The sequence below is a fragment of the Klebsiella quasipneumoniae subsp. quasipneumoniae genome (assembly GCF_020525925.1).
Taxonomy (GTDB): Bacteria; Pseudomonadota; Gammaproteobacteria; order Enterobacterales; family Enterobacteriaceae; genus Klebsiella; species Klebsiella quasipneumoniae.
This window is the reverse complement of the sequence record NZ_CP084876.1, coordinates 791,300-817,068: the sequence shown is the minus strand read 5'-3', so window position 1 is coordinate 817,068 and position 25,769 is coordinate 791,300. Positions and strand designations below refer to the sequence as shown.

Annotated in this window: 25 protein-coding genes and 1 other RNA gene; 12 read left to right on the top strand and 14 right to left on the bottom strand. The window is 56.9% G+C overall.

Going from position 1 to position 25,769, the window contains the following annotated elements; translation table 11 throughout:
• Positions 1–7 precede the first annotated feature (7 nt).
• On the bottom strand, positions 8–586 hold the full coding sequence (locus LGM20_RS04085) for a YecA/YgfB family protein (RefSeq protein WP_002916486.1): 579 nt from the start codon (positions 584–586) through the stop codon (positions 8–10).
• Positions 587–752: 166 nt separating this feature from the next.
• Between LGM20_RS04085 and zapA the strand changes: the two genes are divergently transcribed.
• From zapA to LGM20_RS04070, 3 genes are all read left to right on the top strand, one after another.
• Entirely contained in the window at positions 753–1,082 is a 330-nt protein-coding gene (gene zapA, locus LGM20_RS04080) for a cell division protein ZapA (RefSeq protein WP_004205298.1), read from the top strand.
• Positions 1,083–1,123: 41 nt separating this feature from the next.
• Positions 1,124–1,307: non-coding RNA, 6S RNA (gene ssrS, locus LGM20_RS04075), on the top strand.
• A gap of 99 nt (positions 1,308–1,406) precedes the next feature.
• Positions 1,407–2,003, top strand: coding sequence for a 5-formyltetrahydrofolate cyclo-ligase (locus LGM20_RS04070; RefSeq protein WP_044524691.1), 597 nt, complete (start codon positions 1,407–1,409; stop codon positions 2,001–2,003).
• Positions 2,004–2,086: 83 nt separating this feature from the next.
• Here the strand turns inward: LGM20_RS04070 and serA are convergent, their stop codons facing one another.
• Together serA and rpiA are read right to left on the bottom strand one after the other, a co-directional pair.
• Positions 2,087–3,319: a phosphoglycerate dehydrogenase gene (gene serA, locus LGM20_RS04065; protein ID WP_044524693.1), complete on the bottom strand. Its 1,233-nt coding sequence runs from the start codon at positions 3,317–3,319 to the stop codon at positions 2,087–2,089.
• 269 nt (positions 3,320–3,588) lie between these two features.
• Positions 3,589–4,248 (bottom strand): ribose-5-phosphate isomerase RpiA, encoded by a 660-nt coding sequence (gene rpiA / locus LGM20_RS04060; protein ID WP_002916495.1) that lies wholly within the window; start codon positions 4,246–4,248, stop codon positions 3,589–3,591.
• 167 nt (positions 4,249–4,415) lie between these two features.
• On the opposite strand from rpiA, the gene argP reads away from it, so the two are divergent.
• Positions 4,416–5,309: a DNA-binding transcriptional regulator ArgP gene (argP, locus tag LGM20_RS04055; protein WP_002916497.1), complete on the top strand. Its 894-nt coding sequence runs from the start codon at positions 4,416–4,418 to the stop codon at positions 5,307–5,309.
• A 54-nt stretch (positions 5,310–5,363) separates the two neighbouring features.
• Here argP and LGM20_RS04050 read toward each other — a convergent pair whose 3' ends face one another.
• The 7 genes from LGM20_RS04050 to tkt form a co-directional block, all read right to left on the bottom strand.
• Positions 5,364–6,122: an oxidative stress defense protein gene (locus LGM20_RS04050; RefSeq protein WP_023290983.1), complete on the bottom strand. Its 759-nt coding sequence runs from the start codon at positions 6,120–6,122 to the stop codon at positions 5,364–5,366.
• Between the two features lie 89 nt (positions 6,123–6,211).
• The gene (argO, locus tag LGM20_RS04045) at positions 6,212–6,847 is read right to left on the bottom strand and encodes an arginine exporter ArgO (protein ID WP_044524694.1); all 636 of its coding nucleotides are present in this window, start codon (positions 6,845–6,847) and stop codon (positions 6,212–6,214) included.
• Between the two features lie 151 nt (positions 6,848–6,998).
• Positions 6,999–7,856 (bottom strand): small-conductance mechanosensitive channel MscS, encoded by an 858-nt coding sequence (locus LGM20_RS04040; protein WP_044524696.1) that lies wholly within the window; start codon positions 7,854–7,856, stop codon positions 6,999–7,001.
• 190 nt (positions 7,857–8,046) lie between these two features.
• Positions 8,047–9,126: a class II fructose-bisphosphate aldolase gene (fbaA, locus tag LGM20_RS04035; RefSeq protein ID WP_008806452.1), complete on the bottom strand. Its 1,080-nt coding sequence runs from the start codon at positions 9,124–9,126 to the stop codon at positions 8,047–8,049.
• 97 nt (positions 9,127–9,223) lie between these two features.
• Positions 9,224–10,387: a phosphoglycerate kinase gene (gene pgk / locus LGM20_RS04030; protein WP_023290986.1), complete on the bottom strand. Its 1,164-nt coding sequence runs from the start codon at positions 10,385–10,387 to the stop codon at positions 9,224–9,226.
• 39 nt (positions 10,388–10,426) lie between these two features.
• The gene (epd, locus tag LGM20_RS04025) at positions 10,427–11,455 is read right to left on the bottom strand and encodes an erythrose-4-phosphate dehydrogenase (RefSeq protein ID WP_004205289.1); all 1,029 of its coding nucleotides are present in this window, start codon (positions 11,453–11,455) and stop codon (positions 10,427–10,429) included.
• Positions 11,456–11,840: 385 nt separating this feature from the next.
• Positions 11,841–13,832, bottom strand: coding sequence for a transketolase (gene tkt / locus LGM20_RS04020; protein WP_044524697.1), 1,992 nt, complete (start codon positions 13,830–13,832; stop codon positions 11,841–11,843).
• Between the two features lie 279 nt (positions 13,833–14,111).
• On the opposite strand from tkt, the gene loiP reads away from it, so the two are divergent.
• Positions 14,112–14,870, top strand: coding sequence for a metalloprotease LoiP (gene loiP, locus LGM20_RS04015; RefSeq protein WP_017899781.1), 759 nt, complete (start codon positions 14,112–14,114; stop codon positions 14,868–14,870).
• Between the two features lie 377 nt (positions 14,871–15,247).
• Positions 15,248–16,516, top strand: coding sequence for an OprD family outer membrane porin (locus LGM20_RS04010; RefSeq protein WP_023290988.1), 1,269 nt, complete (start codon positions 15,248–15,250; stop codon positions 16,514–16,516).
• A gap of 132 nt (positions 16,517–16,648) precedes the next feature.
• On the opposite strand, the gene speB is transcribed toward LGM20_RS04010, so the two are convergent.
• The 4 genes from speB to LGM20_RS26685 all read right to left on the bottom strand — a co-directional run bounded on the left by speB (position 16,649) and on the right by LGM20_RS26685 (position 20,153).
• A complete protein-coding gene (gene speB, locus LGM20_RS04005) occupies positions 16,649–17,569 on the bottom strand; it encodes an agmatinase (RefSeq protein WP_004205166.1) in 921 nt (306 codons plus the stop codon).
• Between the two features lie 233 nt (positions 17,570–17,802).
• Positions 17,803–19,779, bottom strand: a complete 1,977-nt coding sequence (gene speA, locus LGM20_RS04000) for a biosynthetic arginine decarboxylase (protein WP_004205167.1) — start codon at positions 19,777–19,779, stop codon at positions 17,803–17,805.
• Between the two features lie 8 nt (positions 19,780–19,787).
• Positions 19,788–19,919, bottom strand: coding sequence for an acid stress response protein YqgB (gene yqgB, locus LGM20_RS03995; protein WP_002916578.1), 132 nt, complete (start codon positions 19,917–19,919; stop codon positions 19,788–19,790).
• A gap of 84 nt (positions 19,920–20,003) precedes the next feature.
• Entirely contained in the window at positions 20,004–20,153 is a 150-nt protein-coding gene (locus LGM20_RS26685; RefSeq protein ID WP_418272254.1) for a hypothetical protein, read from the bottom strand.
• 148 nt (positions 20,154–20,301) lie between these two features.
• Here LGM20_RS26685 and LGM20_RS03985 point away from each other — a divergent pair, with 148 nt between their 5' ends.
• The 6 genes from LGM20_RS03985 (at position 20,302) to rsmE (ending at position 25,753) form a co-directional block, all read left to right on the top strand.
• The gene (locus LGM20_RS03985; RefSeq protein WP_032428987.1) at positions 20,302–20,460 is read left to right on the top strand and encodes a hypothetical protein; all 159 of its coding nucleotides are present in this window, start codon (positions 20,302–20,304) and stop codon (positions 20,458–20,460) included.
• A 159-nt stretch (positions 20,461–20,619) separates the two neighbouring features.
• Positions 20,620–21,774: a methionine adenosyltransferase gene (gene metK / locus LGM20_RS03980; protein WP_004205170.1), complete on the top strand. Its 1,155-nt coding sequence runs from the start codon at positions 20,620–20,622 to the stop codon at positions 21,772–21,774.
• A 381-nt stretch (positions 21,775–22,155) separates the two neighbouring features.
• Positions 22,156–23,550 carry a sugar porter family MFS transporter gene (locus tag LGM20_RS03975; RefSeq protein WP_004205171.1) on the top strand — a complete coding sequence of 465 codons (1,395 nt, stop codon included), beginning with the start codon at positions 22,156–22,158 and terminating at the stop codon, positions 23,548–23,550.
• 77 nt (positions 23,551–23,627) lie between these two features.
• A complete protein-coding gene (locus LGM20_RS03970) occupies positions 23,628–24,128 on the top strand; it encodes a SprT family zinc-dependent metalloprotease (protein WP_044524699.1) in 501 nt (166 codons plus the stop codon).
• A 94-nt stretch (positions 24,129–24,222) separates the two neighbouring features.
• On the top strand, positions 24,223–24,930 hold the full coding sequence (gene endA / locus LGM20_RS03965; protein WP_032454045.1) for a deoxyribonuclease I: 708 nt from the start codon (positions 24,223–24,225) through the stop codon (positions 24,928–24,930).
• Between the two features lie 91 nt (positions 24,931–25,021).
• Positions 25,022–25,753: a 16S rRNA (uracil(1498)-N(3))-methyltransferase gene (rsmE, locus tag LGM20_RS03960; protein WP_023290991.1), complete on the top strand. Its 732-nt coding sequence runs from the start codon at positions 25,022–25,024 to the stop codon at positions 25,751–25,753.
• The last annotated feature ends 16 nt before the right edge of the window (positions 25,754–25,769 follow it).

Here is a 25,769-nt window from a genome sequence, read left to right as displayed (position 1 = left end):
ATTTTAGTTAGTGTAATGTCGGTTTGCGGACTTCCGGTGCGGTTGGCTGCTGACGCGCAAAGGTGTCGTGGCACAGCAGTGCGGCAACGCGGACATACTCGATAATCTCCTCCAGAGACATCTCCAGCTCTTCCTGATCTTCGTCTTCATCGTAGCCCAGTTGGGCAATATTACGCAGATCGTCAATCGCTTCCCCGGTTTCGTCTTTCACTTTATCCAGCTTCGGCTGGCTAACGCCAAGGCCGAGAAGGAAGTGGTTGACCCAGCCGGCGAGGGCGTCGGCGCGGTCAAAGACGCTCACCGCATCGCCTTCCGGCAGATACAGTTGAAAGAGGAAGCCATCGTCATCCAGTGAGTCGCTGATGGCGGAATGCATGTTACGCAGCGCCTGGGCAAGCTCATGGCCGAAGGCGAGACCTTCGTTGGTCAGGTCGTGCACCAGCGGCTGCCAGCTGCTGTCCGTGTTGCCGCCGCACAGTAATCCGCTGATCAAACCGTGCATCTCGGCCGGGGTAAGCCCTACCCCTTGTTGGTTCAGTAACTGGTCTACATCGTTGTAACCAGGCATTTCGTTCTGTATAGACATGCGCATTCGTCATCGTTGGGAGGAATATTCATGGTATGCTACCACTTTGGACCCTGGTGAACCAGAATAGGGCTTGTATCTTCGCACCAGGGTAGCTATAGTGTCGCCCCTTCGCAGACCCGGGTCAGGGTGTGAAGGCAGCGCAGTCAATCAGCAGGAAGGTGGCATGTCTGCACAACCCGTAGATCTCCAAATTTTCGGCCGTTCACTGCGAGTGAATTGCCCGCCTGAACAAAGGGATGCCCTGAATCAGGCAGCTGAAGACCTTAATCAGCGGTTGCAAGATTTAAAAGAACGCACTAGAGTCACAAATACTGAGCAGCTGGTCTTCATCGCCGCGTTGAACATCAGCTATGAGTTGACTCAGGAAAAAGCGAAGACCCGCGACTACGCTTCCAGTATGGAGCAGCGCATTCGCATGCTTCAGCAGACCATCGAGCAAGCATTGCTTGAGCAAGGTCGCATAAGCGAAAGACCAGGGTCGAAGTTTGAATAACACTTTGCAGTTAACTGTGTTAGAGTAACTCCAGGAACAAAATTTCTCTGAGATGTTTGCAAGCGGGCCAGTCCCCTGAGCCGATATTTCATACCACAAGAATGTGGCGCTCCACGGTTGGTGAGCATGCTCGGTCCGTCCGAGAAGCCTTAAAACTGTGACGACACATTCACCTTGAACCAAGGGTTCAAGGGTTACAGCCTGCGGCGGCATCTCGGAGATTCCCTTCCTTACCTCGCATTATTTCCCCACGCCTGTTTTCGGCTGATGCCGCACTGTATTACACTGTTTTCTATTGTTTCGCCTGCTCGCCATGAGACCTGCATGACTCTACAGCCCGATACCCTGCTCTCCCGCCAGCACATTCGCCAGCAGATCCGCGAGCGTCGACGCGCGCTCAGCCCTGAGCAACAGCGGCAGTTTGCCCTGCAGGCCGCAGAGCGGATGATGGCCTGGCCGCCGGTGGTTCTCGCCCACACCGTGGCGCTGTTTCTCTCCTTTGACGGCGAGCTGGACACCCAACCGCTGATCGACCAGCTCTGGCGGGCCGGTAAGCGAGTCTATCTCCCGGTGCTGCATCCGTTTAGCCCCGGTAACCTGCTGTTTTTACATTACCATCCCCAGAGCGAACTGATAGTGAATCGCCTGAAGATCCGCGAACCGAAGCTCGACGTGCGCGACGTGCTGCCGCTCGCTGAACTTGATGTGCTGGTCACCCCGCTGGTGGCCTTCGATGCCGGCGGCCAACGGCTGGGGATGGGTGGCGGTTTTTACGACCGGACGCTGCAAAACTGGCAGCAATATCGCCTGCAGCCGGTGGGCTACGCGCACGACTGCCAGCAGGTGGACACCCTGCCGAGCGAAGAGTGGGATATCCCGCTGCCGGCGGTGATCACCCCGGGCAAAATCTGGTGTTGGTAGGTACGCGGGGACGAGAAATTCAGCCTGGAAAGTATTAACAAAAAAACGGGCAGGTACGCGACCTGCCCGAGAGGCAAAAATGATTAGAACAGCAGACGGGCGCGGATAGTCCCCGGGATCGCTTTCATTGCCTGCAGCGCCTGCTGGGCAACGTCTTCTTCCGCTTCGATATCAATAACAACGTAGCCCATCTGCGGCGACGTTTGCAGATACTGGGCGGCAATGTTGATGCTCTGCGCGGCGAAGATCTGGTTGATGGCGGTCAGGACGCCCGGCCGGTTCTCATGGATGTGCAGCAGACGGCGTCCGCCGTGCAGCGGCAGAGAAACTTCCGGGAAGTTAACCGCTGACAGGGTTGACCCGTTGTCAGAGTACTTCGCCAGCTTGCCGGCCACTTCCAGACCGATGTTCTCCTGCGCTTCCTGAGTGGAGCCACCGATATGCGGAGTCAGGATCACGTTATCAAATTCGCACAGCGGCGAAGTGAAGGGGTCGCTGTTGGTCGCGGGTTCGGTCGGGAAGACGTCGATTGCCCCCCCGGCCAGATGCTTACTCGCCAGCGCATCGCATAGCGCCGGAATATCCACCACGGTACCGCGGGAGGCGTTGATCAGCAGCGCGCCCGGCTTCATCAGCGCCAGCTCTTCCGCGCCCATCATATTTTTGGTGGAGGCGTTTTCCGGCACGTGCAGGCTGACCACGTCGCTCATGTTCAGCAGGTCGGAGAGATGCTGTACCTGAGTGGCGTTGCCGAGCGGCAGTTTGTTTTCAATATCATAGAAGAAGACATGCATCCCCAGCGATTCCGCCAGAATGCCGAGCTGGGTGCCGATGTGGCCGTAACCGATAATCCCCAGTTTCTTGCCGCGCGCTTCAAAGCTCCCCACCGCCAGCTTATTCCATACGCCGCGATGCGCCTTAGCGTTGGCTTCCGGCACGCCGCGCAGCAGCAGCAGCAGCTCACCGATCACCAGCTCGGCCACCGAACGGGTATTAGAGAATGGCGCGTTAAACACCGGAATACCGCGCTTCGCGGCGGCGTTCAGATCCACCTGGTTGGTACCGATGCAGAAGCAGCCGACGGCAACCAGTTTTTCCGCCGCGGCGAAAATCTCTTCAGTCAGATGGGTACGGGAACGCAGGCCGATGAAATGGGCATCACGGATCGACGCTTTCAGCTGTTCGGAATCCAGCGCGCCTTTATGAAATTCAATGTTGGTGTAACCTGCCGCGCGAAGGCTATCGATTGCCTTTTGATGCACACCTTCAACCAGCAGAAATTTAATCTTGTCTTTTTCCAGTGATACCTTAGCCATTTCCCCGTCCTGTTTTGTCTTAACTGATGTCGTGCTGAACGAAAGTTCGTCTCAGCAACATATCAAAAAAAACTATCGCGGCAATATGAACGTTTGCGTCGCCGTCCTGAAGAAATGTCATTCAGAAGGAAATGGCAGGACAAAACACCAGAAAGATAATGAACGGTAGCGCGTTAATCAGAATGGTTGCACCAATGTGACAGAAGTCACTAAATTGCACCAGGTGAAAAAATATTTGCGAGGGAGCCGGTTGGCTCCCTGCGGACAGACTATTTTACGATGGTTTTCACACCGTCAGCGGTGCCGATCAGCGCCACGTCGGCGCCGCGATTGGCGAACAGCCCTACGGTCACGACGCCAGGAATGCCGTTAATCGCGTTTTCCAGCGCGATAGCATCGAGAATTTCCAGGCCGTGCACGTCAAGGATCACGTTGCCGTTATCGGTCACCACGCCCTGACGGTATTCCGGACGACCGCCCAGCTTGACCAGCTGGCGTGCAACGGCGCTGCGCGCCATCGGAATGACTTCAACCGGCAGCGGGAATTTGCCCAGAATATCGACCTGCTTGGAGGCATCGGCGATGCAGATAAATTTATCGGCCACCGAAGCGATGATCTTCTCACGGGTCAGCGCCGCGCCGCCGCCTTTGATCATCTGCATGTGACCGTTGATCTCATCCGCGCCGTCAACGTAGATCCCCAGGCGATCGACGCTGTTGAGATCGAAGACGGTGATCCCGAGGCTTTTCAGCTTCTCGGTGGAGGCATCGGAGCTGGAGACCGCCCCTTCGATCTGCCCTTTCATGGTGCCCAGCGCGTCAATAAAATGGGCCGCCGTCGAGCCGGTGCCAACGCCCACAATGGTCCCTGGCTGTACGTATTGCAGCGCTGCCCAACCTACCGCTTTTTTCAGTTCATCCTGCGTCATAATCATGGTCCGAGATGTGAATGCCTGTGGCGCATTATAGAACATCGACAGTGGAAATGTCCCTGCGATGCAGATCACACAACAGAGCAGACCAATTTCGTCTGTATCAAATAAAAATTTATGTCATAGTGCGAGATAACGATTAGTTATGGGGGCACGCCAGAATAATGAAACGACCGGACTACAGGACACTACAAGCGCTGGACGCGGTGATTAGAGAACGAGGATTTGAGCGCGCCGCGCAGAAGCTATGTATTACCCAGTCCGCCGTCTCACAGCGAATTAAGCAGCTGGAAAATATGTTCGGCCAGCCGCTGCTGGTACGTACCGTGCCGCCGCGCCCAACCGAGCAAGGACAAAAATTGCTGGCTCTGTTGCGCCAGGTTGAACTGCTGGAAGAGGAGTGGCTGGGCGACGAGCAGACTGGCTCCACGCCGCTGTTGCTGTCGCTGGCGGTGAACGCCGACAGTCTGGCGACCTGGCTGCTGCCGGCGCTGGCTAATGTGCTGTCGGACTCCCCTATTCGTCTCAACCTGCAGGTGGAAGATGAAACCCGCACCCAGGAGCGCCTGCGCCGTGGCGAAGTGGTCGGCGCGGTAAGTATCCAGCCGCAGGCGCTGCCAAGCTGCCTGGTGGATCAGCTCGGCGCGCTCGATTACCTGTTTGTCGCCTCAAAAGAGTTTGCGCAACGCTACTTCCCGAACGGCGTAACGCGTTCGGCGCTGCTGAAAGCCCCGGTCGTCGCCTTCGACCATCTGGACGATATGCATCAGGCCTTTCTGCAGCAAAACTTCGACCTGCCGCCGGGCAGCGTCCCCTGCCATATCGTCAACTCGTCGGAAGCCTTCGTCCAGCTGGCGCGCCAGGGCACTACCTGCTGTATGATCCCGCATCTGCAGATCGAAAAAGAGCTCAACAGCGGCGAGCTTATCGATCTCACTCCCGGCCTGTTTCAGCGCCGTATGCTCTACTGGCACCGCTTTGCCCCGGAAAGCCGTATGATGCGGCGGGTGACCGATGCGCTCATCGACTACGGTCACAAGGTGCTGCGTCAGGATTAAACCGCGGGCATAAAAAAAGCCACTTCGCTGAAGTGGCTTTTTTGTTTCTCTCGTTTACTGGGCCGGTTTCGGCGCTTCAGCCGGTTTCGCCGGAGCCGCGGCCTGCGCCGGCTGCAGTTCAAACACGACGTCGACCTGGTCGTCAAACTGGATAGTCGCCTGCTCGTAGGTTTCCTGGGCGGAAACCGGCGCAGCGTCAGCGGCCTTCATCATGCGAACCATCGGGCTCGGCTGATAATTAGAGACATGGTAGCGCACGCTGTACACTGGCCCCAGCTTGCTGTGGAAACCTGCGGCCAGCTCCTGCGCCTGGTGCACGGCGTCGTCGATCGCCGCTTTACGCGCTTTATCTTTGTAAGCGTCCGGTTGCGCAACGCCCAGCGAGACGGAGCGAATTTCGTTCAGACCGGCTTTCAGGGCGCCATCCAGCAGACCGTTGAGTTTATCCAGCTGGCGCAAGGTCACTTCGACGGTGCGCACCGCGCGATAGCCTTTCAGAATGCTTTTCCCGTTCTGATAGTCGTAATCAGGTTGGGTACGCAGATTCGCCGAGTTGATGTCTTTTTTCGCAATGCCGCTCTTTTCGAGGAAAGAGAGGTATTGCGCAACGCGATCGTCAGCCTGTTTTTTTGCCGATGCGGCATCTTTTGCCGCCACGTTCACTTCGATCGCCAGGGTAGCGATATCCGGAACCGCAGCAACGCTTGCTGTGCCTGAAGTCACAATGTGCGGACCGTCCGGCAATTCGCTTGCCTGTGCCGCCATCGTGCTAAATCCGAGTGTTGCCGCCAGGGCTAAGACTTTTAACTTCACTGTCGTTTCTCCATGTTACTTAAATCGCCCTTACGGGACGCATGCCAGCAAGCTTAGCGCGTACAGCAGGAAAGTCCATCGGACAACGCTTAGTTGAGCAACGCCTGGATATGGGCGACGCCCTCTTTTGCCAGCTGAAACGCAATAAACCACATGACGGCGCCGACCACAATGTTGATGATCCGCTGGGCTCTGGCGGTACGCAGCCGCGGCGCCAGCCAGGCGGCCAACAGCGCCAGACCAAAGAACCACAGGAAAGAGGCGCTAATGGTTCCCAGCGCAAACCAGCGCTTCGGCTCCACCGCCAGCTGGCCTCCCAGGCTGCCCAGCACCACAAACGTATCCAGATAAACGTGCGGATTCAGCCAGGTGACCGCCAGCATAGTGATAATGATTTTCCAGCGCCCCTGCTGCATCGCCTCGGCGCTGGCGAGCTCAAGATTCGGACTGAACGCCGTCTTCAGCGCGCCAAAGCCGTACCACAGTAAAAAGGCCACGCCGCCCCAGGTCACGAGCGCCAGTAGCCAGGGGGACTGCATCAGCAGCGCGCTGCCGCCAAAAATGCCGGCGCAGATCAGCAGCAAGTCGCTGACGGCGCACAGCAAGGCAATCATCAGGTGATACTGACGACGGATGCCCTGGTTCATCACGAAAGCATTTTGTGGGCCAAGCGGCAAAATCATTGCCGCTCCCAGGGCAAGGCCCTGAAAGTAATAGGTAAACATGAGGATTTTTCCGCTGTCTTCGAGAGTGGCGCTGACTATAACGCGAATAAATTATTAGCGGAAATTGAAAGTATTAATCATTAATAAGCGAAGCTAATAGTGAGCCATTAAAAAAGGCCGGCATGGCCGGCCTGAGTCACTGAGTGGTGGTTTACTCGGCTTTTTCCGGCAGGCGCGCCACATGAACATCCATCTGCGGATAAGGGAAGCTGATGCCATTGGCGTCAAATTCACGCTTGATGCGCTCGAGGATATCCCAGTAGACGTTTTGCAGATCGCTGCTTTTGCTCCACACGCGCACCACGAAGTTCACCGACGAGGCGCCGAGTTCGTTCAGGCGCACCGTCATTTCCCGATCGCGCAGAATACGATCGTCAGATTCGATAATCGAGGTCAGGAGCTGCTTCACCTTGTCGATATCGGCATCGTAAGAGACGCCGATAATAAACTCATTGCGGCGCGCCGGTTCGCGGGAGAAGTTAATGATGTTGCCGGCGATAATTTTGCCGTTCGGCACCACCACGATTTTGCCATCGACGGTGCGCAGGGTCGTGGAGAAAATCTGCACATTCTGTACGGTACCCGCAATGCCGCCGAGATCGACATATTCACCGGCGCGGAACGGGCGGAACATCACCAGCAGTACGCCAGCCGCGAGGTTAGACAGAGACCCCTGCAGCGCCAGACCGACGGCTAAACCCGCGGCGCCCAGCACCGCAATGACCGAGGCGGTCTGCACGCCCACGCGGCCCAGGGCGGCAATCAGCGTAAAGGCGATAACCGCATAGCGCACCAGCGCGGAGAGGAAATCGGCAACGGTGGCGTCAATTTTACGCGCCAGCATCAGGCGGTTGACGGTGTTAGAGACGACGCGCGCCACGATCATCCCGACGATCAGGATAGCGATAGCCGCGACGATGTTGACGGCATAGCTCAGCAGCAGCTCCTGGTTGCGTGCCAGCCACGTCCCGGCGTGGTTGATGCTATCGACAACGTTCAAATCTTCCATTTAACATTCCTTATGAATCCCCCAGGGGGAAGTAAATAACTCAGCCTGCGACAGGGCAGTCAGGTTATAGGGTAAACAATAAGTGCACGTTTTGCCAAATGGATCACAGTTTTCTGCCGCGCTATCCTGTTGTTAAGCTAATAAAAAAGCCCGCATTGCTGCGGGCTCCAGGGTAAGAAACAGATTTTTCTTACAGAACGTCGATCGCGTTCAGCTCTTTAAATGCCTGCTCCAGACGAGTCACCATGGAAGTCTGTGCAGCACGCAGCCATACGCGCGGATCGTAGTATTTCTTGTTCGGCTGGTCTTCGCCTTTCGGGTTGCCCAGCTGGCCCTGCAGGTAAGCTTCGTTAGTTTTGTAGTACTGCAAGATACCGTCCCAGGTTGCCCATTGGGTGTCGGTATCGATGTTCATTTTCACTACGCCGTAGCTAACGGAGTCTTTGATTTCCTGAGCGGAAGAACCGGAACCGCCGTGGAAGACGAAGTTCAGGCTGTTGTGCGGCAGGTTGTGTTTCTTGGAAACATATTCCTGAGAGTCGCGCAGGATAGTCGGGGTCAGAACGACGTTACCCGGTTTGTACACGCCGTGTACGTTACCGAAGGAAGCGGCGATGGTGAAGCGCGGGCTGATTTTGCTCAGCTCGGTGTACGCGTAATCCACGTCTTCAGGCTGGGTGTACAGGGCGGAAGCGTCCATGTGGCTGTTGTCCACGCCGTCTTCTTCGCCACCGGTGCAACCCAGTTCGATTTCCAGGGTCATGTCCATTTTGGCCATGCGCGCCAGGTATTTAGAGCAGATTTCGATGTTTTCGTGCAGAGACTCTTCAGACAGGTCGATCATGTGAGAAGAGAACAGCGGTTTGCCGGTAGCGGCGAAGTGTTTTTCACCCGCGTCCAGCAGGCCGTCGATCCACGGCAGCAGTTTCTTCGCGCAGTGGTCAGTGTGCAGGATAACCGGCACGCCGTAGTGCTCAGCCATCTGGTGCACGTGGTGCGCGCCAGAGATAGCGCCGAGGATAGCAGCACCCTGAGGAACGTCAGTTTTCACGCCTTTACCTGCGATGAACGCCGCGCCGCCGTTAGAGAACTGAACGATAACCGGAGAGCGAACTTTCGCAGCAGCTTCCAGAACGGCGTTGATGGAGTCAGTACCTACGCAGTTTACCGCCGGCAGTGCAAAGTTGTTTTCTTTCGCTACCTGGAACACTTTCTGAACGTCGTCGCCAGTGATGACGCCCGGTTTTACGAAATCAAAAATTTTAGACATGTTACTTAGTCCTGTATCTGTATCTTCGACCGTTGAAGAAGGTTCGCGAGCCCTTAAGCGCGCTGAAAAACAGGCGGGTTTCCCCGCCTGAACTGAATTACTGCTTAGCGCGCTCTTCGAGCATCGCTACTGCCGGCAGGACTTTGCCTTCGACGAATTCAAGGAACGCGCCGCCGCCAGTGGAGATGTAGGAAATTTTGTCAGCGATGCCGAACAGGTCGATCGCTGCCAGGGTGTCGCCGCCGCCGGCGATGGAGAAACCTTCGCTGTCCGCGATAGCGTTAGCCACGATTTCAGTCCCTTTACGGAAGTTCGGGAATTCGAATACGCCAACCGGGCCGTTCCACAGGATGGTTTTGGCGTTTTTCAGGATGTCAGCCAGTTTCTGTGCGGAAACGTCGCCGAGGTCCAGAATCTGCTCGTCATCTTTAATGTCGTTAACAGATTTCAGAGTCGCCGTTGCGGTTTCGGAGAACTCGGTCGCGACGCGAACGTCAGTCGGAACCGGGATATCGCAGGTGCTCAGCAGGCGCTTGGCTTCATCAACCAGATCTGCTTCGTACAGGGATTTACCGACGTTGTGGCCCTGAGCGGCAACGAAGGTGTTGGCGATACCGCCGCCGACGATCAGCTGGTCAGCGATTTTAGACAGGGAATCCAGCACGGTCAGTTTGGTGGATACTTTAGAACCACCGACGATAGCGACCATCGGACGAGCCGGCTCTTTCAGCGCTTTACCCAGCGCGTCCAGTTCAGCGGCCAGCAGCGGGCCTGCGCACGCCACGTCAGCAAATTTGCCGATACCGTGGGTGGAAGCCTGCGCGCGGTGCGCGGTACCGAAAGCATCCATTACGAACACGTCGCACAGCGCGGCGTATTTTTTGGACAGCGCTTCGTCGTCTTTTTTCTCGCCTTTGTTGAAGCGAACGTTTTCCAGCACCACCAACTCGCCGGCAGCGACTTCCACGCCGTCCAGGTAGTCTTTAACCAGACGTACCGGGCTGGACAGTTTGTCTTTCAGGTAATTAACAACCGGCAGCAGAGAGAATTCTTCGTTGTACTCGCCTTCGGTCGGACGACCCAGGTGAGAAGTAACCATGACTTTCGCGCCCTGCTTCAGCGCCAGTTCAATGGTCGGCAGAGAGGCACGGATACGTGCGTCGCTGGTTACTTTCCCGTCTTTAACTGGTACGTTCAGATCCGCACGGATAAAAACGCGTTTACCAGCCAGATCCAGATCGGTCATCTTAATTACAGACATGGTGAATCCTCTCGTTGATTCATAAAGTTTTGTCGACGTTTACGCGTCGAACCTGAAACCAATAGCCGCCATCGCTAACGTCGTGTCGAGCATTCGGTTAGCAAAGCCCCATTCGTTATCGCACCAGACCAGCGTTTTGATCAGATGCGCGCCACTGACCCGGGTTTGCGTGCCATCGACGATGGCGCTGTGCGGATCGTGGTTAAAATCTGTTGAGACCAACGGTAATTCCGTATAGTCAACTATACCATGAAATGCACCTTGTGCTGCTTTTTGCAGCAACTGGTTGACTTCACATGCTTTTACCGGTTTTTTGACCGTCACGCTCAGGTCAATTGCCGTCACGTTTATCGTCGGCACCCGCACGGCAATCGCTTCAAAACGGTCATTAAACTGCGGGAAAATACGGGTGATCCCTGCCGCCAGTTTGGTATCCACCGGAATGATCGACTGGCTGGCCGCGCGGGTACGCCGGAGATCCGGATGGTAGGCGTCAATCACCTGCTGGTCATGCATCGCCGAGTGAATGGTGGTGACGGTGCCGGACTCGATGCCATAGGCATCATCTAACAGTTTAATGATCGGAATAATGCAGTTGGTGGTGCAGGAGGCGTTGGAGACAATGCGATGCTCGGCGCGGAGTTCATCCTGATTGACGCCGTACACCACCGTCGCGTCGAGGTCGTTGCCGCCGGGATGGGAGAAGAGCACTTTCTTCGCCCCAGCCTGCAGGTGCGCCTCACCGTGTTCACGGCTCCCGTAAACGCCGGTACAGTCGAGCACCACGTCTACCGCCAGCTCGCGCCAGGGCAGCGCCGCAATGGTCGGCTCGTGCAGCAGACGGATGGCATCATCGCCAACAAACAGCTGCTCGCGCTCCTGACGAACATCCCAGGCGAAACGGCCATGGCTGGTGTCATATTTCAACAAATGCGCGATGCCCGCAGCATCCGCCAGCTCATTGATAGCCACCACGGTGATTTCCGCACGGCGCCCGGATTCATATAGCGCACGAACCACGTTGCGTCCAATACGACCGAAGCCATTAATCGCGATGCGAATGGTCATAGATCTCCTGCAAGGCTGTCCCTGTTATGAGGTGGCTGACAGAGTAATCCAGCTACGCTCTGAGGGAAACCTTACCAGCTGCAAACTGCGACTGATTGATTAATTGTCGAACATTTAAACGACTGAAACGCTTCAGCTAGAATAAGCCAAACGAGGAATAAAAGGAATGTTTGTCCAGCGCAATAAACCAGCTATATGACTCACATCACATTTTCGCTGGAATAATTTACAACCGTATTACATGGTTCAGGAATAGCAGATACAAAAAAGCCGGGTGGCGAGGTAAAAGCAAAACGGTAACCCAGGGGTTACCGTTTTTGGCGTTTGCACCCTCTCCTGTGGGAGAGGGTTGGGGTGAGGGCATCAGCCCGCACCGTAACCGCAATTACAGCAGCGCTTTCGCTTTAGCGACCACGTTGTCGACGGTGAAGCCGAACTCTTCGAACAGCTGCTCAGCCGGCGCAGACTCACCGAAGGTGGTCATGCCAACGATCGCCCCGTTCAGGCCAACGTATTTGAACCAGTAATCAGCAATACCCGCTTCCACGGCAACGCGCGCGGTCACGGCTTTCGGCAGTACGGATTCACGGTAGGCCGCATCCTGCTTGTCGAACGCGTCGGTGGACGGCATGGAGACCACGCGCGCCTTCACGCCTTCGGCGGTCAGTTTGTCCCACGCGGCCACCGCCAGCTCCACTTCGGAACCGGTGGCGATGAAGATCAGCTCCGGCTGGCCGGCGCAATCTTTCAGCACGTAACCGCCGCGGGCCACGTTCGCCAGCTGCTCTTCGGTACGCTCCTGCTGCGCCAGGTTCTGGCGGGAGAGGATCAGCGCGGTCGGGCCGTCCTGACGCTCGACGCCATATTTCCATGCAATCGCGGATTCAACCTGGTCACACGGACGCCAGGTGGACATGTTCGGCGTTACGCGCAGAGAAGCCACCTGCTCTACCGGCTGGTGAGTCGGGCCATCTTCGCCCAGACCGATGGAGTCGTGGGTGTAGACCATCACCTGACGCTGTTTCATCAGCGCGGCCATACGTACCGCATTACGCGCGTATTCCACGAACATCAGGAAGGTGGAGGTGTACGGCAGGAAGCCGCCGTGCAGCGCGATGCCGTTGGCGATAGCGGTCATACCGAACTCACGCACGCCGTAGTGAATGTAGTTACCCGCGGTGTCTTCGTTGATCGGCTTAGAACCAGACCACAGGGTCAGGTTGGACGGCGCCAGGTCAGCGGAACCGCCGAGGAATTCCGGCAGCAGCGGACCGAAAGCTTCGATGGCGTTCTGAGAGGCTTTACGGCTGGCGATTTTCGCCGGGTTGGCCTGCAGCTTCGCAATGAACTCGTTGGCTTTCGCGTCGAAGTCAGACGGCATCTCGCCTTTCATACGACGGGTGAATTCGGCTGCTTCCTGCGGGAAGGCTTTGGCGTAAGCAGCGAACTTCTCATTCCATGCCGCTTCTTTCGCCTGACCGGCTTCTTTGGCATCCCACTGCGCATAGATGTCAGACGGGATGTCAAACGGCGCGTGTTTCCAGCCCAGCGCTTCGCGGGTCAGGGCGATTTCGGCGTCGCCCAGCGGCGCGCCGTGGGAGTCGTGGGTACCGGCTTTGTTCGGCGAACCGAAGCCGATGATGGTTTTGCACATCAGCAGGGACGGTTTGTCGGTGACCGCGCGCGCTTCTTCTACTGCGCGTTTGATGGCGTCAGCGTCGTGACCGTCAACGCCGCGCACCACGTGCCAGCCGTAGGCTTCAAAGCGTTTGGCGGTATCGTCGGTGAACCAGCCTTCAACGTGGCCGTCGATAGAGATGCCGTTGTCATCATAGAAGGCCACCAGTTTGCCCAGCTTCAGGGTACCGGCCAGGGAGCACACTTCGTGAGAAATGCCTTCCATCATGCAGCCGTCGCCCATGAAGGCGTAGGTGTAGTGGTCGACGATGTCGTGGCCCGGACGGTTGAACTGCGCCGCCAGGGTTTTCTCGGCGATAGCCATCCCGACCGCGTTAGCGATACCCTGGCCCAGCGGACCGGTGGTGGTTTCCACGCCCGCGGTGTAGCCGACTTCCGGGTGGCCCGGCGTTTTGGAGTGCAGCTGGCGGAAGTTTTTCAGCTCTTCAATCGGCAGATCGTAGCCAGTGAGGTGCAGCAGGCTGTAAATCAGCATCGAACCATGGCCATTGGACAGTACAAAACGGTCACGGTCAGCCCAGGCCGGATTGTTCGGGTTATGGTTCAGGAAATCACGCCACAGCACTTCGGCAATGTCAGCCATACCCATCGGGGCACCCGGGTGGCCGGATTTGGCTTTCTGTACAGCGTCCATGCTCAGCGCACGAATAGCGTTAGCAAGCTCTTTACGTGAGGACATTTTGACTCCAGTTCGGACTGTTGAAGGCCATGCCCTTAACGACTTGACGAGAGCGCGTTTTGGGCTACGCCGGAAAAAAGTGTGAACAATGTAACCCAAGCGACAAGTCATGTACATGGAGCATCCTTTTGCCCTTTAAGAAATCTCTGGAACAGGTTGTGCTACGCCGGAATCCGCTCGCCCGCATCCTGCGATACTCTTTATAATTTACGCAGAATACGGTTCCCTGCCGTCGCCGTATTGTCGGATAAACAACCATAAGATTGTGGAAGATAAAAAATGAAAATTCGCTCAACCGTACTTGCTCTTGGGATCGCAGCAACGCTCACCGGATGTCAGAACATGGACTCCAACGGTCTGCTCAGCTCAGGGGCCGAAGCCTTCCAGGCATACTCCCTCAGCGACGCACAGGTGAAAACCTTAAGCGACCAGGCCTGTAAAGAGATGGACGCCAAAGCGAAAATCGCCCCGGCCAGCAGTGAATACAGCCAGCGGCTGAACAAAATCGCGGCCGCGCTGGGCGATAACATCAATGGTCAGCCCGTGAACTACAAGGTCTATGAGACCAAGGATGTCAACGCCTTCGCCATGGCTAACGGCTGCATCCGCGTCTACAGCGGGCTGATGGATCTGATGAACGATAATGAAGTCGAGGCGGTGATCGGCCACGAAATGGGCCACGTCGCACTGGGCCATGTGAAGAAAGGCATGCAGGTCGCCCTGGGCACCAACGCCGTGCGCGCGGCGGCGGCCTCCGCCGGCGGCATCGTCGGCAGCTTGTCCCAGTCGCAGCTCGGCGATCTGGGTGAAAAACTGGTGAACTCGCAGTTCTCCCAGCGCCAGGAATCGGAAGCGGACGACTACTCTTACGACCTGCTGCGTAAGCGCGGCATCAATCCGTCGGGACTGGCCACCAGCTTCGAAAAACTGGCCAAGCTGGAAGCCGGCCGTCAGAGCTCGATGTTTGACGATCACCCGGCCTCAGAAGCGCGCGCCCAGCATATTCGCGATCGCATGAAGGCCGACGGGATTAAATAATCGCCAGCGGGAGGCATGACTGCCTCCCTTTTATATCTGCCAGTAAAAATATTTAGCCGCATCAATTGATAACTTAAGCGCACAAACCGTTAATTATTATTTCACCTCGTCGCAGCCAATTATTTTATATGCTGTCACTCAGCAAAATATTATTTGGCAAATGAAAAACGGCGTACACAATCCGCCTTTCAGAGCCGGGTTAGACCAAATATTAAATAGTCCACCCCTCTTCGCCAAACCTGGCCAGCATGCGCCACACCGCTTGTTTCCTGCCGATACCATTGCTCACACAATGATTGCTTTTGACATTATTTCAGGAGAATATCGCGATTGCAGTGATTCCCTTGAATATATCGACAGACAGAGAAGTGCCCTCAGTGAAAAAAGAATTATCATTCATCGCACTTGGCATTATTGCCGCCGCGCCGGCTTTCGCCAGCCAACAATCTACCAGCCAGGGCTTTATTGAAGACAGCCATCTGGATCTCTTTTTACGTAACGCGTATATCAAACGCGATTATCGCGATGGGCTGCCGGATAAAGCCGAATGGGGCCAGGGAATTATCGCCACCTTCGAATCCGGCTTTACCGAGGGACCGGTCGGCTTCGGCGTGGACGGCATCGCCCAGTACGCCGTGCGCCTCGACGGCGGCCGCGGCCGCAGCGGCGCGGGCGGGATCGACTTTTTCGCCCAGGATGACGACGGCCGGGCAAAATCCGACCTCGCGAAATTCGGCGCCACCGGCAAAATGCGCTTTTCGAATACCGTGCTCAGCTACGGCAGTCAGCGCCCGATGTTGCCTATTGTCTACGCCGACGACTCGCGCCTGCTCTACGAGAGCTATACCGGCACCATGCTGACCTCACGCGAAATCGACGGTCTGGAAATTAACGCCGGCTACCTGACCGATCAGCAGCGTAAAAGCGACGACAGCCATAACAGCGGTCTGAAAAGCCTGTCCTTCGGCGGCGCCAGCTACCGGTTCAACGACCAGCTCAGCGGCGCGCTGTACGCGTCGCATGTCGAAGATGTGCTGAACAAACAGTATCTCGGCCTGAACTATCAGCAGCCGTTCGCCGCCAACCAACAGCTGGTTCTCGACTTCAACGGCTATCACTCACGCCTGGATCAGCAATATGCCGATGCCAATGACACCGGACGCAGCAACAGTATCTGGAGCCTGGCCGCCAGCTACATCTGGGATATCCATACCTTTAAGGTCGCTTACCAGCAAAGCAGCGGCAGCACCGGCTACCACTACGGCGGCTACCAGAACCAGGGCGGCGTCGGCGATGGCGGGAACACCATCTGGCTGGCCAACTCCTACTGGTCTGATTTTAACGGGGAAGATGAACGCTCCTGGCAGGCATCGTATGGACTGGATTTTGCCGGGCTGGGGCTACCGGGGCTGACCTGGACCACCGCCTACGTGCGCGGGGATAACATTAAAACGTCAGAGACCAGCAACGGCAAAGAACATGAATGGTTTAACCAGGTTCAATACCAGGTGCAAAACGGGGCGGCGAAAGATTTGAAATTCAGGCTTCGCTATTCGGTACTGCGGGTTTCCAGCAACGCCAGCGACTATAACGTCAGCGGTAATGAAGTGCGGTTCTACGTCGAATATCCATTTAACGTGTTTTAAGCACCTGATGAACCCTCTCCTGCGGGTCGGCCCTCTCCCGGCCCGCAGGAGCAACCGTCCGGCGCCTTGATTAACCCCCTGTGCCGTGCGGTACCCTCTCCCCGGAAGGGAGAGGGTTGGGGTGACCTCGGGTTATTCGCCCTTCTTCGCCGCCTGGATGTACAGCATCTCCAGCGCGAGGGTCGCCGCCGCCAGGGCGGTGATTTCGGACTGATCGTAGGCCGGGGCGACCTCCACCACGTCCATCCCGACGATGTTCAGATCCTTCAGACCGCGCACCAGCTTGATCGCGCGGTCAGAGGTGAGCCCACCGATAACCGGGGTACCGGTTCCTGGCGCAAACGCCGGATCCAGGCAGTCGATATCAAAGGTCAGGTACACCGGCATATCGCCAACGATCTGCTTCACCTGGGCAATCACGTCATCGACGCTGCGGTCGTTAACCTGGCCCGCATCAAGCACGGTGAAACCGTTATCTTTATCGAATTCGGTGCGAATACCGATCTGTACGGAGTGGTTCGGATCGATGAGCCCTTCGTTCGGCGCGGTGTAGAACATGGTGCCGTGGTCGAACTCGCAGCCGTTGGCGTAAGTGTCGGTGTGGGCATCGAAGTGCACCAGCGCCATTTTACCGAAGTGCTTGGCGTGGGCGCGCAGCAGCGGCAGCGTAACGAAGTGGTCGCCGCCAAAGGAGAGCATGCGCTTGCCGGCCGCCAGCAGCTTCTCGGCGTGGGCCTGCAGCTTCTCGCTCATTTCGCGCGCGTCGCCGAAGGCGTACACCAGATCCCCGCAGTCAACCACGTTCAGGCGTTCGCGCATGTCGAAGTTCCACGGAAAACGGTTGTGCTCCCAGGCGAGATTGGTGGAAACCTGACGGATCGCCGCCGGGCCATGACGGCCGCCCGCGCGCCCGGAGGTCGCCATATCGAACGGGACGCCGGTGATCACCCAGTCAGCATCGCTGTCGTAGGGCATGAAATTCATCGGCAGACGCAGGAAGCCAAAGGCATTGGATACCAGGGAGTTATCGTATTGATGACCTAAAGTGCTCATGGATATGACCTCTTTTCACAGTCGTGGAACGTAAAAAATAAGTATAAAAAAACCCCTCCGCGTCGTTAGGCCCGACGAGGAAGGGTTTGATAGATAAATCGCTTATTGGCGTGAATTATCGCCGGTAATGCATACGGGTTCAAGTGAGTATCGCCTTCTGCCGGATGACGGCTTCGCCTTAGGCGGCCGACATACGCAGGCCCGGTAAGCGCAGCGCCACCGGGCATCAGCGGTTACTCGTCTTCCAGATAAGTGTACCCGTACAGACCCGCCTCGAACTCTTCGAGGAACTGCTGCTGCAGCGCGTCGTCGAGGCCGGTGTTTTTCACCTGATCGCGGAACTGGGTCAGCAGCGTGTTGGGATCCAGCTGCACGTACTGCAGCATATCCGCCACGGTATCGCCCTCGTCGGACAGCTCAACCTCAACGCTACCGTCAGGGAAGACGAACACGTCTACCGCCTCGGTATCGCCGAACAGGTTGTGCATGTTGCCAAGGATTTCCTGATAGGCGCCGACCATAAAGAAGCCCAGCATCGGCGGGTTCTCCGGGTCATATTCCGGCATCGGCATGGTGGTGGCGATCCCGTCGCCGTCCACGTAGTGATCGATGGCGCCATCCGAGTCGCAGGTGATGTCCAGCAGCACCGCGCGGCGCTCCGGCGACTTGTTCAGCCCTTCCAGCGGCATCACCGGGAACAGCTGATCGATCCCCCACGCATCCGGCATCGACTGGAACAGCGAGAAGTTGACGTAGATTTTATCCGCCATGCGCTCCTGCAGCTCATCAATAATCGGGCGATGGGCGCGGTTGCTCGGGTCGAGTTGCTTCTGCACTTCATGACACATGTTCAGATACAGCTGTTCTGCCCAGGCGCGCTCCTGCAGGTTGAAAGTGCCGGAGGAGTAGCCGATATGGATATCGTGCAGGTCCATCTGGCTGTCGTGCAGCCATTCGCGCAGCGAGCGGCGATTGCCGGTTTCGTGCATCTCCAGCCAGGTTTCCCACATGCTCTGTAGCGGGCGCGCGGCGTCTTCCGCCGGCGGGGTCGCCTCGGTGTATTCGTTGCGCTCCACGCCGATGATGTTGGAAACCAGCACGGTGTGGTGCGCGGTCACCGCGCGGCCGGACTCGGTGATCACCGTCGGGTGCGGCAGGCCGTTCTCTTCACAGGCGTCGCCGATGGCCCAGATGATATTGTTAGCGTATTCGTTCAGGCCGTAGTTCACCGAGCAGTCAGACTGCGAGCGGGTGCCTTCGTAATCCACGCCCAGGCCGCCGCCGACGTCGAAGCACTGGATATTGACGCCCAGCTTATGCAACTCGACGTAGAAACGCGCCGATTCACGCACGCCGGTGGCGATATCGCGAATGTTAGCCATTTGCGAGCCGAGGTGGAAGTGCAGCAGCTGCAGGCTGTCGAGGTGTCCTGCGGCACGCAGGATCTCCACCAGCTGCAGAACCTGGGTCGCCGCGAGGCCGAACTTGGACTTCTCGCCGCCGGAAGACTGCCATTTACCGGACCCCTGCGAGGCCAGACGCGCGCGCACGCCAAGGCGCGGCACCACGTTCAGGCGCTCGGCCTCTTCCAGCACGATGGCGATCTCCGACATCTTCTCGATGACCAGATAGACCTTGTGGCCCATTTTCTCGCCCACCAGCGCCAGGCGGATGTATTCGCGGTCTTTATAGCCGTTACAGACGATGACGCTGCGGGTCATCCCGGCGTGCGCCAGCACGGCCATCAGTTCCGCTTTCGAACCGGCTTCCAGACCCAGCGGCTCGCCGGAATGGATCAGCGATTCGATGACGCGGCGATGCTGGTTCACCTTGATCGGGTAGACCAGGAAGTAATCGCCGTTATAGCCGTAGGATTCGCGCGCGCGCTTGAATGCGGCGTTGATTGAGCGCAGGCGGTGCTGCAGGATCTGCGGGAAGCAGAACAGCGCCGGCAAGCGTTGCCCTTGCGCTTCGCGCGCTTTGACTAATTCAGCGAGGTCAACGCGCGCTTCCGGGACGTCCGGATCCGGGCAAACGCTGATGTGGCCCAGTTCGTTGACGTCATAATAGTTATTGCCCCACCAGGCAATATTATAAGTACGCAGCATCTTGCTGGCTTCCTGGGAGCTCATCGCTACCTCCTGCATGGAACGTAGTACACCGTGTTCGCCTGCTGACGAAGGCGAAACCATAGACATGTCGTCAGACATAGCGAACCTCAATTTTTAATAATAAGTGTAAGACAGTTAACTACTATCGCAGTCCAAAGATGCGATAACAACCCATGAACAGTCCTAAAGCCCAGCACTATCTGCTGGTTTTGCGACTGCGCGACCGGTTTCTTATTCATATCATCGTAAAACACGTAGCCGAACAGAGTATGACAGTCCGGAGAAACCACGAGAAAACTCTTGCCAGGCAAGAGCGCCCTTGTTCAGTTTTCTGACGACCGACCGGCCCTGGAATCCTGAGAAGCGCCGAGATGGGGTGAACATCGGCTGGTTTGCATGAGAGAGATGCAGGTTGCGGAGTGCTGACGCGCGACAGAACGACGCGACGAATCAAGCGAAAAACGTTGGTTCATTATCTGGTATCACCTCCACACCGCCCTGGGTCAGGGTCGGCGACAAGCCAAAGCTATACATACCGGGCAACAGGCGCTATGCCGTTGCGAGATTCTGTAAATACAGACTGCTTAACCCGGCTGGAAGTGGCACCACGGGGAGATCCCCGTGCGCTTTTTTAATGAGCCGCGCGCGGCGTTTTATACCGAGAAGCGGGGTAAAAAGCAAAATAAAAATGTGCAGGTTTGCGCGGTTGTCAGGAAAATTTGCCAGGCGAGTTTTCCGATAAATGCGACCGCCATCAAAAAAGGCTGGAAATGGGCTTAAGATTTGACCTAAAATAGCCGTCCAGAAGTTAATCCGTCTATACTGATTAACACTCAGACTGCTCGTGTCGCTACCTGCGCGGCTTTGCGCTGATTATCCACCAAAGCCACATTACACAACAGTATGAGCTATCCGAATCGTCCACAGGTGAAATAAAATATGGCAAAACACCTTTTTACGTCTGAGTCCGTATCAGAAGGGCATCCTGACAAAATTGCTGACCAAATCTCTGATGCCGTGCTGGATGCGATCCTCGAGCAGGATCCGAAAGCGCGTGTCGCATGTGAAACCTATGTCAAAACTGGCATGGTGCTGGTAGGCGGCGAAATCACCACCAGCGCATGGGTTGACATCGAAGAGATCACCCGCAACACCGTCCGCGAAATTGGCTACGTGCATTCCGATATGGGCTTTGACGCCAACTCCTGTGCCGTACTGAGCGCCATTGGTAAACAGTCTCCGGACATCAACCAGGGCGTTGACCGTGCCGATCCGCTGGAACAGGGCGCAGGCGACCAGGGGCTGATGTTTGGCTACGCCACCAACGAAACCGACGTGCTGATGCCGGCGCCGGTGACCTACGCTCACCGTCTGGTGCAGCGCCAGGCTGAAGTACGTAAAAACGGCACCCTGCCGTGGCTGCGTCCGGATGCGAAAAGCCAGGTGACCTTCCAGTATGACGACGGCAAAATCGTCGGCATCGACGCGGTGGTGCTGTCCACGCAGCACGCGGAAGATATCGACCAGAAATCGCTGCAGGAAGCGGTGATGGAAGAGATCATCAAACCGATTCTGCCAACCGAATGGCTGAGCGCGTCCACTAAATTCTTCATCAACCCAACCGGCCGTTTCGTTATCGGCGGCCCGATGGGCGACTGCGGTCTGACCGGTCGTAAGATCATCGTCGATACCTACGGCGGCATGGCTCGTCACGGCGGCGGCGCCTTCTCCGGTAAGGATCCGTCTAAAGTTGACCGTTCCGCAGCCTATGCGGCGCGCTATGTGGCGAAAAACATCGTTGCCGCAGGCCTGGCTGACCGTTGCGAAATTCAGGTTTCCTACGCCATCGGCGTTGCAGAGCCGACTTCCATCATGGTGGAAACCTTTGGTACAGAAAAAGTGCCTTCTGAACAGCTGACCCTGCTGGTGCGCGAGTTCTTCGACCTGCGTCCGTACGGCCTGATTCAGATGCTGGATCTGCTGCACCCGATCTACAAAGAAACCGCTGCCTACGGTCACTTTGGTCGCGAACATTTCCCATGGGAAAAAACCGACAAAGCGGCCCTGCTGCGCGAAGCGGCTGGTCTGAAATAATCTCCCCGCTTCCACTCTTCAAGGCCAGCCTCGCGCTGGCCTTTTTATGTCCGTTACCCACCCTCCCATGCCCTGCTTCAGCGAACCGCGGCGATGCAATGAAAGCGATTACATCATGACAATGGTCGATTGCTGCCTGCAAGCGCCTTCACATGCGTGCATTTTTCACAATGTTACATATTGTTTCGGTTAACTCTGATTACCGTTTTTAAAATTGTCGTCTATCCTTATTTATATTGCTGATTTAAAAAGCATTTAATGAATTACGTTTCTTTACCTTTGTGGAAACGATTACACAGCCGTGACTATAATCACGTTTTTTTACCGACGAGTGTCCTACGCTAACCATCGACAGAATCAATAACTCAACTGGAGGGCGTTATGCCTGACAACAAAAAACAAGGGCGTTCAAACAAGACCATGACGTTCTTCGTCTGTTTCCTCGCCGCGCTGGCTGGCCTGCTGTTCGGCCTTGATATCGGTGTTATTGCGGGTGCGTTACCCTTTATTGCCAATGAGTTCCAGATTTCCGCTCACACTCAGGAGTGGGTGGTCAGCTCCATGATGTTCGGCGCCGCCGTCGGTGCGGTCGGCAGCGGCTGGCTCTCCTTCAAACTGGGCCGTAAAAAGAGCCTGATGATCGGCGCCATCCTCTTCGTCGCCGGCTCTCTGTTCTCCGCCGCCGCGCCAAACGTCGAGATCCTGCTGGTTTCCCGCGTGCTGCTGGGCCTGGCGGTGGGCGTCGCCTCCTACACCGCGCCGCTGTATCTGTCGGAAATCGCTCCGGAGAAAATTCGCGGCAGTATGATTTCCATGTACCAGCTGATGATCACCATCGGTATTCTTGGCGCCTACCTCTCCGACACCGCTTTCAGCTACAGCGGCGCATGGCGCTGGATGCTCGGCGTAATCATTATTCCGGCGGTATTGCTGCTGATCGGCGTTATCTTCCTGCCGGACAGCCCGCGCTGGTTCGCCGCTAAACGTCGCTTTGTCGATGCCGAGCGCGTGCTGCTGCGCCTGCGCGATACCAGCGCCGAAGCGAAACGCGAACTCGACGAGATCCGCGAAAGCCTGAAGGTAAAACAGTCCGGCTGGTCGCTGTTTAAAGACAACAGCAACTTCCGCCGCGCGGTGTTCCTCGGCATTCTGCTGCAGGTGATGCAGCAGTTCACCGGGATGAACGTCATCATGTACTACGCGCCGAAGATCTTTGAGCTGGCGGGCTATGCCAACACCACCGAGCAGATGTGGGGGACGGTGATCGTCGGCCTGACTAACGTGCTGGCTACCTTTATCGCCATCGGTCTGGTCGACCGCTGGGGCCGTAAACCGACGCTGATCCTTGGCTTTATCGTCATGGCCGCGGGGATGGGCGTGCTGGGCAGCATGATGCACATCGGCATTCACTCCTCAACCGCCCAGTACATCGCCGTCCTGATGCTGCTGATGTTTATCGTCGGTTTCGCCATGAGCGCCGGCCCGCTGATTTGGGTACTGTGTTCCGAAATCCAGCCGCTGAAAGGCCGCGACTTCGGTATCACCTGCTCCACAGCGACCAACTGGATTGCCAACATGATTGTCGGGGCTACCTTCCTGACCATGCTCAATTCGCTGGGCAGCGCCAACACCTTCTGGGTGTACGGCGGTCTGAACGTGCTGTTTATCCTGCTGACGCTGTGGCTGATCCCGGAAACCAAAAACGTCTCGCTGGAACATATCGAACGCAACCTGATGCAGGGTCGTCCGCTGCGCGAGATCGGCGCCCGCGATTAACCCGCCTGAGCTTCCTCCCCTCACGGGAGGAAGCTTCCTCTTGCTCTCCCCCCTCCGCCGCACTATCCTCTGGCGCTATGAAAACACCCCGTATTCCCATCGCTATTCAGCAGGCCGTGATGCGCACCCTGCGGGAGCATCTCGCCAAAGCGAACCTCAAGCTGGAACGCCGCTACGCGGAGCCGACGCTGGTCTACCAGCAGCGCGGTACCTCCGCCGGCACCGCCTGGCTGGAGAAAAACGAAATTCGTTTAAACCCGGTGCTGCTGCTGGAGAATCAGCAGGAGTTTATCGATGAAGTGGTGCCCCATGAGCTGGCGCACCTGCTGGTGTGGCAACACTTTGGCCGGGTAGCCCCGCACGGCAAAGAGTGGAAATGGATGATGGAGAGCGTCCTGGGCGTTCCCGCGCGTCGCACCCACCGTTTTGAACTTGATTCGGTCCGCCAGAATACCTTCCCCTACCGCTGCCGCTGCCAGCAGCATCAGCTCACCGTTCGTCGCCATAACCGGGTGGTGCGCGGCGAAGCCACTTACCGCTGCGTGCGCTGCGGCGATCTGCTGGTGGCTGAAAAATAACCATTGGAATTAATTAGAAACTTTCTGATCTGACTGATTGCATCCGGCACCCTCATTCGCTACGTTGCGGGCTCGTTTTGACACGGAGTGAACGATGTCCCGTATGCATGTTTTAGCCGTTGCAGTATTGTGCACGGCAGTGAGTGGCCCGCTTGCGGCCGCCGAAATTACCAGCTTTTCCCAGGCCAAGGCCGCTGGCGTCAAAGTAAACGCCGACGTTCCCGGCGACTTTTACTGCGGCTGTAAAATTGACTGGCAGGGTAAAAAAGGCGTTATCGATCTGGAATCTTGCGGCTATAAAGTGCGTAAAAATGAGAACCGCGCCAGCCGGGTTGAGTGGGAACACGTGGTGCCGGCGTGGCAGTTCGGCCATCAGCGCCAGTGCTGGCAGGAGGGCGGACGTAAAAACTGCGCCAAAGATCCGGAGTACCGCAAGATGGAAAGCGACATGCACAATCTGCAGCCGGCGGTGGGAGAAGTGAATGGCGATCGCGGCAACTTTATGTACAGCCAGTGGAACGGCGGTGAAGGCCAGTACGGCCAGTGCACCATGAAGGTCGATTTTAAAGATAAAATCGCCGAGCCCCCTGCCCGCGCACGCGGCGCCATCGCCCGCACCTACTTCTATATGCGCGACCGCTACCAGCTGAATCTTTCCCGCCAGCAAACTCAGCTGTTTACCGCCTGGAATAAACAGTACCCGGTCACCGCCTGGGAGTGTGAACGCGATGAACGCATCGCGAAAGTACAGGGCAACCATAATCCGTATGTCCTGCAGGCTTGCCAGGCGCAAAAGAGCTAACCTACACTAGCGGCAATTGTTAATTTGCAGCCCTGTGCTTCCCGCCCAATGGCGGGAAGCTGGCATCTGCGCAAAGAACGGAATATCAAGCATGCGCATTCCTCGCATCCATCATCCAGAACGCCTCATTGTCGGCAGCCTGATCGCGTTGAGCGATGACGCGGCCAACCACGTCGGCCGCGTCCTGCGCATGACCGCTGGTCAGCACCTTCAGCTCTTCGACGGCAGTAACCAGGTGTTTGACGCCGTCATCACCGAGGCCGGTAAGAAAAACGTCGCAGTTGAAGTCCTCAGTGGCGAACCCGACGATCGGGAATCGCCGCTGCATATCCATTTAGGCCAGGTGATGTCCCGCGGCGAAAAAATGGAATTCACCATCCAGAAATCGATCGAACTCGGGGTAAGCCTCATAACGCCACTGTTTTCCGAGCGCTGCGGCGTTAAACTGGACGCCGAACGTTTGCAGAAAAAGATCCAGCAGTGGCAGAAAATCGCTATTGCCGCCTGCGAACAGAGCGGTCGTAACGTGGTACCGGAAATTCGTCCGGCGATGCAGCTGGAGGAGTGGTGCGCCGAGCAGGACAGCGGGCTGAAGCTCAACCTGCACCCGCGCGCCAGCGCCAGCATTAACACGCTGCCGCTGCCGGTTGAACGCGTCCGTCTGCTGATTGGCCCGGAAGGCGGGCTGTCGGCTGAAGAGATAGCGATGACCGCGAAATACCAGTTTACTGATATCCTGTTGGGACCGCGCGTTCTGCGTACAGAGACTACTGCGCTCACCGCCATCACCGCCCTGCAGGTGCGTTTTGGCGACTTAGGTTGAGGCGTTAACGGAGAAG

Bases quoted from the DNA above. Each gene is read 5' to 3' on its own strand.
- argP (WP_002916497.1), top strand. From the start codon at position 4,416: ATGAAACGACCGGACTACAGGACACTACAAGCGCTGGACGCGGTGATT.
- serA (WP_044524693.1), bottom strand. From the start codon at position 3,319: ATGGCTAAGGTATCACTGGAAAAAGACAAGATTAAATTTCTGCTGGTT.
- epd (WP_004205289.1), bottom strand. From the start codon at position 11,455: ATGACCATTCGCATCGCGATTAATGGCTTCGGTCGTATTGGACGCAAC.
- tkt (WP_044524697.1), bottom strand. From the start codon at position 13,832: ATGTCCTCACGTAAAGAGCTTGCTAACGCTATTCGTGCGCTGAGCATG.
- zapA (WP_004205298.1), top strand. From the start codon at position 753: ATGTCTGCACAACCCGTAGATCTCCAAATTTTCGGCCGTTCACTGCGA.
- speB (WP_004205166.1), bottom strand. From the start codon at position 17,569: ATGAGCACTTTAGGTCATCAATACGATAACTCCCTGGTATCCAATGCC.
- LGM20_RS03975 (WP_004205171.1), top strand. From the start codon at position 22,156: ATGCCTGACAACAAAAAACAAGGGCGTTCAAACAAGACCATGACGTTC.
- argO (WP_044524694.1), bottom strand. From the start codon at position 6,847: ATGTTTACCTATTACTTTCAGGGCCTTGCCCTGGGAGCGGCAATGATT.
- LGM20_RS03970 (WP_044524699.1), top strand. From the start codon at position 23,628: ATGAAAACACCCCGTATTCCCATCGCTATTCAGCAGGCCGTGATGCGC.
- endA (WP_032454045.1), top strand. From the start codon at position 24,223: ATGTCCCGTATGCATGTTTTAGCCGTTGCAGTATTGTGCACGGCAGTG.
- LGM20_RS26685 (WP_418272254.1), bottom strand. From the start codon at position 20,153: ATGAACCAACGTTTTTCGCTTGATTCGTCGCGTCGTTCTGTCGCGCGT.
- speA (WP_004205167.1), bottom strand. From the start codon at position 19,779: ATGTCTGACGACATGTCTATGGTTTCGCCTTCGTCAGCAGGCGAACAC.
- LGM20_RS04085 (WP_002916486.1), bottom strand. From the start codon at position 586: ATGTCTATACAGAACGAAATGCCTGGTTACAACGATGTAGACCAGTTA.
- yqgB (WP_002916578.1), bottom strand. From the start codon at position 19,919: ATGAATAAGAAACCGGTCGCGCAGTCGCAAAACCAGCAGATAGTGCTG.
- fbaA (WP_008806452.1), bottom strand. From the start codon at position 9,126: ATGTCTAAAATTTTTGATTTCGTAAAACCGGGCGTCATCACTGGCGAC.
- rpiA (WP_002916495.1), bottom strand. From the start codon at position 4,248: ATGACGCAGGATGAACTGAAAAAAGCGGTAGGTTGGGCAGCGCTGCAA.
- rsmE (WP_023290991.1), top strand. From the start codon at position 25,022: ATGCGCATTCCTCGCATCCATCATCCAGAACGCCTCATTGTCGGCAGC.
- loiP (WP_017899781.1), top strand. From the start codon at position 14,112: ATGAAAATTCGCTCAACCGTACTTGCTCTTGGGATCGCAGCAACGCTC.
- metK (WP_004205170.1), top strand. From the start codon at position 20,620: ATGGCAAAACACCTTTTTACGTCTGAGTCCGTATCAGAAGGGCATCCT.
- LGM20_RS04070 (WP_044524691.1), top strand. From the start codon at position 1,407: ATGACTCTACAGCCCGATACCCTGCTCTCCCGCCAGCACATTCGCCAG.
- LGM20_RS04040 (WP_044524696.1), bottom strand. From the start codon at position 7,856: ATGGAAGATTTGAACGTTGTCGATAGCATCAACCACGCCGGGACGTGG.
- pgk (WP_023290986.1), bottom strand. From the start codon at position 10,387: ATGTCTGTAATTAAGATGACCGATCTGGATCTGGCTGGTAAACGCGTT.